7 protein-coding genes are annotated in these 8115 nt (G+C 28.9%); all 7 read left to right on the top strand.

Annotated elements, in window-relative coordinates:
• The first annotated feature begins 125 nt into the window (after window positions 1-125).
• The 7 genes from B0A57_RS12275 (at window position 126) to B0A57_RS11730 (ending at window position 8036) form a co-directional block, all read left to right on the top strand.
• Window positions 126-290, top strand: coding sequence for a hypothetical protein (locus B0A57_RS12275; protein ID WP_158409050.1), 165 nt, complete (start codon window positions 126-128; stop codon window positions 288-290).
• An 83-nt stretch (window positions 291-373) separates the two neighbouring features.
• Window positions 374-1966, top strand: a complete 1593-nt coding sequence (locus tag B0A57_RS11755) for a type I restriction-modification system subunit M (protein WP_038466278.1) — start codon at window positions 374-376, stop codon at window positions 1964-1966.
• A gap of 1 nt (window position 1967) precedes the next feature.
• Entirely contained in the window at window positions 1968-2687 is a 720-nt protein-coding gene (locus B0A57_RS11750) for a transposase (protein ID WP_038466275.1), read from the top strand.
• A gap of 1 nt (window position 2688) precedes the next feature.
• Window positions 2689-3846: a restriction endonuclease subunit S gene (locus B0A57_RS11745; protein ID WP_052079086.1), complete on the top strand. Its 1158-nt coding sequence runs from the start codon at window positions 2689-2691 to the stop codon at window positions 3844-3846.
• Between the two features lie 10 nt (window positions 3847-3856).
• Window positions 3857-4540: a DUF3800 domain-containing protein gene (locus B0A57_RS11740; protein ID WP_038466270.1), complete on the top strand. Its 684-nt coding sequence runs from the start codon at window positions 3857-3859 to the stop codon at window positions 4538-4540.
• A complete protein-coding gene (locus B0A57_RS11735) occupies window positions 4530-5069 on the top strand; it encodes a hypothetical protein (protein ID WP_038466267.1) in 540 nt (179 codons plus the stop codon). Before B0A57_RS11740 ends, B0A57_RS11735 begins: the two co-directional genes overlap by 11 nt.
• Window positions 5070-5207: 138 nt before the next feature.
• The gene (locus B0A57_RS11730; protein ID WP_038466264.1) at window positions 5208-8036 is read left to right on the top strand and encodes a type I restriction endonuclease subunit R; all 2829 of its coding nucleotides are present in this window, start codon (window positions 5208-5210) and stop codon (window positions 8034-8036) included.
• Window positions 8037-8115: the final 79 nt, after the last annotated feature.

Raw genomic sequence — 8115 nt, 5'->3', positions numbered from 1 at the left:
TTTTTTTATCCCAGTAAATTTAAACTTTAAATGGTATAAAAACCTATTTACAGCATAGCATCATAATGTTTAAAAACTTACAAAACAAGGCGAACAAGCCTTTTCAAATTAGGCGCAACAAAAAGTTGTTTTGTGATACATTACCAAATGAATTTCAACGCAAAGAAACCATAGAAATAGCCGTAAATTTTAATATAAAAGAAAGAACAGCCGATAATTTTTTAAAAGCTTTTTTGGGTAAATATCTTATAAAATATGATGCTGGATTCTACAAAAAAACACAACAATAAGTTATTATCGTATTACACTTTATAACTACTTTAGCCATTTATGCAAATTTAGGATAATTAAACTACAATATAGATAATTAACAATGTCAGACGAACAAAAAAAACTTCTAGAGGCTCAATTATGGGCAATAGCAAACATATTAAGAGGTAAAATAGCGGCCAATCAATTTCAAGATTATATACTTGGTTTTATATTCTACAAATACCTTTCTGAAAAATTAGAAAAAAAAGCAAACGATTTTCTAAAACCAGATAAAATACTATTTAATGATATTGATGAAAATAGCACCGATGGAAAAGCAATTTTAGAAGCCTTAAAAGAAGCCATTATTGAGGCATTAGGCTATTTCTTAAAACCATCTGAACTATTCACAAATCTAGCTAAAAAAGGCAACGCAAAAGTTATTAATAAAGACGATGAACAAGAAATACAAAGCACATTTATTTTAGAAGATTTAGCCAATGTTTTAAACGCTATCGAAAAAAGCACCATGGGTTCAGAGAGCCAAGACGATTTTGATAATTTATTTTATGATATAGATTTAAACTCAACCAAAATTGGAAGAACTACCAAAGATAGAAACGATGTTATTGTAAAAATACTTACGGCATTAGACGAAATTGATTTCGATTTAGACAATACCGATGGCGATGTTTTGGGCGATGCTTACGAATATCTTATCGGGCAATTTGCAGCTGGTGCAGGACAAAAAGCAGGCGAATTTTACACCCCACAACAAGTATCTACTATCTTGGCAAAAATTGTTACCACTCGCAAAAGCAAACTAAAATCAGTATATGACCCAACCTGTGGCAGTGGTTCGTTATTGCTTCGTGTAGCCCGTGAAGTGGAAGAAGTAGGGCATTTTTACGGACAAGAACAAAACCGTACTACTTACAACTTGGCTCGAATGAATATGATTTTGCACGATGTAAATTATCATAGATTTGATATTAAAAACGAAGACACGCTCGAAAAACCACAACATTTAGATTTTAAATTTGATGCCATTGTTGCCAATCCGCCATTTTCGGCCAAATGGTCTGCCAATCCTTTATTGTCTAACGATGACCGTTTTTCTCAATACGGAAGATTGGCACCTGGTACAAAAGCCGATTTTGCTTTCATTCAGCACATGGTACACCAGTTAGACGATAATGGTATTATGGCGTGTATTGCCCCGCATGGCGTGCTGTTTCGTGGTGCCGCCGAAGGTCATATTCGCAAATATTTAATCGAAGACCGCAACTACATTGATGCCATTATTGGTTTGCCTTCAAACTTATTTTACGGCACCAGTATTCCCACCTGTATTTTGGTTTTAAAAAAATGCAAAGAAACGCCACAAAATATTTTATTTATAGATGCTAGTAACGATTTCGAAAAAGTAAAAAATCAAAACGTTTTAAGAGAACAAGATATTGATAAAATTATAAACACCTATCAAAATCGTGAGGTAATCGAAAAATATTCAAACATTGCAACTCTTACAGAAATAAAGACCAACGACTACAACCTAAACATTCCTAGATATGTAAACACTTTTGAAGATGCTATTGCAATTGATATTAACACTGTTGCAGATAAATTACAAGCCATTGACAAAAAAATGCAATCTGTAGATAATACTATTTCATCCTTTTGCAAAGAGTTAAATATTAAAACCCCTTTTTAATATGGGAGATAAATTTAAAAATAAATATCGAATTCCTTCCGCTAGGTTACAATCTTGGGATTATAGTACTAATGGCCCCTATTTTATTACGATTTGTACCAAAAACAGACAACATTTTTTTGGAGAAGTAATAAACGGAACAATGAATTTAAATGAAATAGGATTATTAGCAGAACAATTTTGGTTAGAAATACCAAAACATTTTACGTTTGTAGAATTAGGTAATTTTGTGATTATGCCAAATCATGTTCACGGAATTTTAATAATTAATAATTTAAAGACGTTGCATTGCAATATATCTAATATTGATTCTACCGATTCTACCGTACAGACGTTGCAATGCAACGTCTCTAATAATGATTCTATCGATTCTATCAATTCTATCGATTCTATCAATTCTATCGATTCTATCGATTCTATCAATTCTATCGATTCTATCGATTCTACCGTACAGACGTTGCAATGCAACGTCTCTACCGCCACGGACAATACCAACAAAAACGAACAAATGGCAAAAATTTCGCCCAAACAGGGATCTATTTCAACAATAATTAGATCCTATAAATCTGTGGTTACAAAAAACGCCCATTTTATTGATGAAAATTTTGGTTGGCAACCCCGTTTTCACGACCATATTATTCGAAATGCAGCATCTTTTGACAGAATACAAAATTATATTACAAATAATCCCATGAATTGGGCAGCAGATAAATTTTATTAACATGGAAACATTACAACCAAAATTAAGATTTCCAGAGTTTAATGGGAATTGGGATGATTTTATTTTAGGTAAAATTGCAAAATTTTCAAAAGGAAAAGGTATTTCTAAATCTGATATTTCTAAAAATGGAAAATTTGAATGTATTAGATATGGTGAACTTTATACTGTTTACGGCGAAACAATTAGTAAAATAGTATCAAAAACAGATTTAGATTCAAAGGATTTAATTTTTAGTTCATACAATGATATAATTATCCCAGCATCAGGTGAAACACAATTAGATATCGCAACAGCTTCTTGTGTTTTAAAAGATGGTGTTGCATTAGGTGGTGATTTGAATATTATTAAAACTGATAATAATGGAGTTTTTTTATCATATTATTTAAATAATTCAAAGAAAGAAGACATTGCAAGTCTAGCGCAAGGAGTTTCAGTTGTTCATTTGTATTCTAGTCAATTGTCAACTTTAAATATAAATCTTCCATCACTTGAAGAACAAACCAAAATTGCTAATTTCCTTTCTTCAATTGATGAAAAACTAAACCTTTTAAAAGAAAAAAAAGCACTTTTAGAAGACTACAAAAAAGGCATGATGCAAAAAATCTTTAATCAAGAAATTAGGTTTAAAGATGACAATGGTAATGATTTTGAAGATTGGGAAGAAATGAGTTTGGGTTCCATGTGTAAAATCACAACAGGTAAATTAGATGCAAATGCTATGGTAGAAGATGGAGAATATAGGTTTTACACTTGCGCAAAAGATTATTATAGAATTGATAAATACGCTTTTGATACAGAAGCATTATTAATTTCAGGAAATGGCGCAAATGTTGGTTATATTCATTACTATAGAGGAAAATTTAATGCTTATCAAAGAACATACATACTTGATGGTTTTGAAGAAAATATAACATATGTTAAATTTTATCTTCAAATGTTTTTACCAAAGAGAGTTAAAGGAGAGAAAAATGATGGAAATACACCCTATATTGTTTTATCTACTTTATCAGAAATGGAGTTTTTAATTCCTTCAAAAGCAGAACAAACCAAAATTGCTAATTTCCTTTCAGCCATCGATAAAAAAATAGAATTAGTTTCCAATCAAATACAAGACACCCAAGAATATAAAAAAGGATTATTACAACAAATGTTTGTTTAAAACTTTAATTATGGAAAAAACATATAATATTTATTGTGATGAAAGTACACATATAGAAAACGATAAGCAACCTTATATGATTTTGGCATATATAAGCACGCCTTATCATCTTTTAAAATTGCATAACAAAAATATTCGAGAAATGAAATTGGAGCACTATTATAGGGGAGAAATGAAATGGAGTTCATTATCTAAGTCGCAATATCCTTTTTATAACAAATTAATCGATTATTTTTTCAGCAATGTCGAGTTAAACTTTAGAGCTATTGTTATTGATAAATCACAATTAAATCACAAGAAATTTAATCAAGACCATAATACTTTTTATGATAAAATGTATTACCAATTACTTAATAAAAAAATATATCCAGATAGTAATTATAATATTTACTTAGACATAAAAGATACAAACTCATTCATTAAAGCTAAAAGTATTAAAAAGTATTTAGAAAGGGATTATAATAATATAAGGAATTTACAAATTATTCGATCTCACGAAAGTGAATTAATGCAATTAGCTGATATATTAATGGGAGCAATTAATTATAAATTAAGAGGATTAAATAAAGTAAATGCCAAAAATAAAATTATTGAAAAAATAGAAAAATTGAGTTGTAAGCCTTTAAATATGCAAACAAAAAGAAACGAAGAGAAATTTAATTTATTTTTTATCGATTTAAAAAATGGCAATTAATTATATAAAAACATATAAATCATTATTGGAGATAAATCATTTTAATGAATGGGATAGAAAAATATCTTTAAAAGCTATTTTTGATAGAGATATTGCTAATAACGATAGTTTTAAATTTAAAGGAAAAATAATTCGTCCATTAAAAAAAGAAGATATTTTTGATGTTGAATCTTTATTTAAACATTTAACTTACAGGACAGAAGATATAAAAGATAAACGTGGTGTTAAAATAAAAACACGTGATGTTTTTGATTTTGAGAGGTCTAAAAGGTTGCATTGGATTCTACCTCATATAAAAGAAAATATAAATGAAGAAATTAGAACTTTTAGTTGTAATGTAAGGCTACGAGGGAAATTTGTTACACGAACTTATTTACACAATGTAACAGAAAATTATGTGATAATTTTAGAACCACAACGAAGTGGTTTAGATTATTACTTAATAACAGCATATTATTTAGAAAAGAAATATGGTGGACCAAAAACAATAAATAAATTGTATGAAAATAAGTTGAATGAAGTATATTAAACCGCAAAATCCGGTACACATCGGGGCGTATCGGATTTCGTAATTCAATTATCCTATTGTGGTATAATGAACATTGCAAATATACAAATTATATAACACACTTATAAACGAAATTATAAAGTTATTAACATTTTTTAAATGACATCACAATCAGAATTAATACTCGAACAAAACTTAATTAGTCAATTAGTAGCTAATGGCTATGATAAAGTAATTATTAAAGACGAAGCCGAACTATTGGTTAATCTTAAAAAACAATTAGAAAAACACAACAACAAAGTTTTTTCTGATCCAGATTTTAAGCAAATTCTTAACCACCTCTCAAAATCGAACAATATTTTCGAAAAAGCCTTATTACTACGGGATAAATTTGCTTTCAAAAATGACAATAACGAGTTGGTGTATGTAGAGTTTATTAATATGGATTTTTGGTGTCAAAACCAGTACCAAGTAACCAATCAAATCACCATTGAGGGTACATATAAAAACCGCTACGATGTTACTATTTTAATTAATGGTTTGCCACTGGTACAAATAGAATTAAAAAAAACGGGGATAGAATTAAAAGAAGCTTACAATCAAATCAATCGTTATCAAAAACATTCGTTTTCATCAAATACAGGCTTATTTAATTTCGTTCAATTATTTGTTATTAGCAACGGAGTAAACACAAAATACTTCAGCAATTTTGGCAACAAAAAACCCGATTACAAACAAACCTTCTATTGGACAGACGATAATAACAAACGCATTTCTAAACTAGAAGATTTTGCAAACACTTTTCTAGAAAAATGTCATTTATCTAAAATGATAACCAAGTATATCGTATTGCACGATACCGATAAAATGCTAATGGTTTTAAGACCGTATCAGTTTTTTGCCGTAGAAAGAATTATCGATAAAGTAAAAAACAGCAACAGCAACGGTTATATATGGCACACAACAGGTTCAGGTAAAACTTTAACTTCGTTCAAAGCAAGTCAAATTCTTTCACAATTACCAAGAGTAGATAAAGTAGTTTTTTGTGTAGATAGGCAAGACTTAGATTACCAAACAGCCAAAGAGTTTAACGCTTTTAAACCTGATTGCGTAGATACTACCAACAATACAAAATCATTAGTAAATCAATTTAATGATGCAAATAATAAGCTAATTGTAACTACTATTCAAAAGTTATATAATGCCATTACAAAAGAGCATCATTTAAAAACTATGGATAATCTTAAAGATAAAAAGATTGTCTTTATTTTCGATGAGTGCCACCGCAGTCAATTTGGCGATACACATAAAAAGATTACACAATATTTTAATAACTATCAAATGTTTGGTTTTACAGGCACACCAATATTTGTAGACAATGCAACTGCTATAAAAGGCATAAAACAAATAACTGCTAGTTTATTTGGCGAAAAATTACATCAGTACGTAATTACTGATGCTATAAAAGACGAAAATGTATTGCGTTTTTCGGTTGAGTATGTAGGTAAGTATAAAGAAAAAGAAAACTCACAAAACGAAATTGATATTGAGGTAGAATCTATTGACACAAAGGAGTTAATGGAAAGCCCACAACGATTAGAAAAAATTGCTAACTATATTATTGCACAACACCCAATAAAAACGCATAATAGAGAGTTTACAGCTATGTTTTGCGTAAATAGTGTTGATACACTTATCAAGTATTTTAATTTATTCAGAGATCTTAAAAAGCAAGGGAAACACAACCTAAATATTGCTACAATATTCAGTTACACAGCAAACGAAGACGAAAAGAATCACAACAGTATTGAAGAAGAAGATTTCGATTTTACTAATACAAAAGTTAATCCACATACTCGTGATGTATTAGAAGAATATATCCAAGAATATAACCAAACATTTAAGACCAATTATTCAACCAGAGATAGTATTTTATTTTACAATTATTACAAAGACATAGCCGAAAGAGTAAAGAAAAAACAAATAGATATATTATTTGTAGTTAATATGTTTCTTACAGGTTTTGATAGTAAAACATTAAATACATTATATGTAGATAAAAATTTAAAACACCACGGGTTAATACAAGCCTATTCAAGAACCAACAGAATATTAGGCGAAAAAAAATCACAAGGTAATATTGTGGTGTTCCGAAATCTTAAAAAAGCTACAGATGATGCCATTGCTTTGTTTTCTAACAAAGATGCCAAAGAAATAATCATAATGCAGCCTTATGAAAAGTATGTAAAAGACATTAACCAAGCATACCAAAAATTAATTGCTATAGTACCTACTTTTGAAGCAGTTGATGATTTTGTTTCGGAAGATGAAGAACTAGAATTTATAAAAGCCTTTAGAGATATAATCCGTTTAAAAAATGTAATTTCATCTTATGCAGATTTTTCATTTAATGATATAGATTTAAATGAAGAAGAATTTAAAAATTACAAATCAAAATATTTAGATTTATACGATAAGACCAGAGAAGTAAAAGAAAAAACATCAATCTTAGATGAGGTAGATTTTGAGTTAGAGTTAATACATCGCGATGATATTACAGTTAGTTATATTCTTGCATTATTAGCCAATCTGAAAGTAACAACAGTAGAAGAAAAAGAGCGTAAACAAAAAGAGATATTAGATTTAGTTGAAGGAGAAACAAAACTTCGTAGCAAAAGAGAACTAATTGAAAAATTTATAATAGAAAATCTGCCATTAATCGAATCCGAAAACATCGAAGAAGAATATAATAAATTTATGGATGCCGAAAAACTAAAAGCATTCAACAAATTTGCAGCAGACGAAAAACTAAATACTGACAAACTAAAAAAGCTAACCGAAGATTACATTTTTACACAAAGAATACCAACAAAACAAGAAGTTGTAGATGTGTTAGAAAACCAACCATCAATTATGCAAAGGTCAACAATTGGTGAAGTAATTTTAAGTAAATTTATGAACTTTGTAAATACCTTTTTTAATGACTAATAATTTATCTAATTAGTGTAATATATCTAAAACAAAAACATTTATTTATTTTTATTAAGATGTTATACCATTTAAAGTT

The sequence above is a fragment of the Flavobacterium psychrophilum DSM 3660 = ATCC 49418 genome (assembly GCF_002217405.1).
Taxonomy (GTDB): Bacteria; Bacteroidota; Bacteroidia; order Flavobacteriales; family Flavobacteriaceae; genus Flavobacterium; species Flavobacterium psychrophilum.
The sequence above is the reverse complement of the archived record's forward strand: the minus strand, read 5'-3'. Positions and strand labels throughout refer to the sequence as shown.

Excerpts from the sequence above, each read along its gene's own strand:
- B0A57_RS11755 (WP_038466278.1), top strand. The coding sequence starts at position 374 with ATGTCAGACGAACAAAAAAAACTTCTAGAGGCTCAATTATGGGCAATA.
- B0A57_RS11750 (WP_038466275.1), top strand. The coding sequence starts at position 1,968 with ATGGGAGATAAATTTAAAAATAAATATCGAATTCCTTCCGCTAGGTTA.
- B0A57_RS11745 (WP_052079086.1), top strand. The coding sequence starts at position 2,689 with ATGGAAACATTACAACCAAAATTAAGATTTCCAGAGTTTAATGGGAAT.
- B0A57_RS11740 (WP_038466270.1), top strand. The coding sequence starts at position 3,857 with ATGGAAAAAACATATAATATTTATTGTGATGAAAGTACACATATAGAA.
- B0A57_RS11735 (WP_038466267.1), top strand. The coding sequence starts at position 4,530 with ATGGCAATTAATTATATAAAAACATATAAATCATTATTGGAGATAAAT.
- B0A57_RS11730 (WP_038466264.1), top strand. The coding sequence starts at position 5,208 with ATGACATCACAATCAGAATTAATACTCGAACAAAACTTAATTAGTCAA.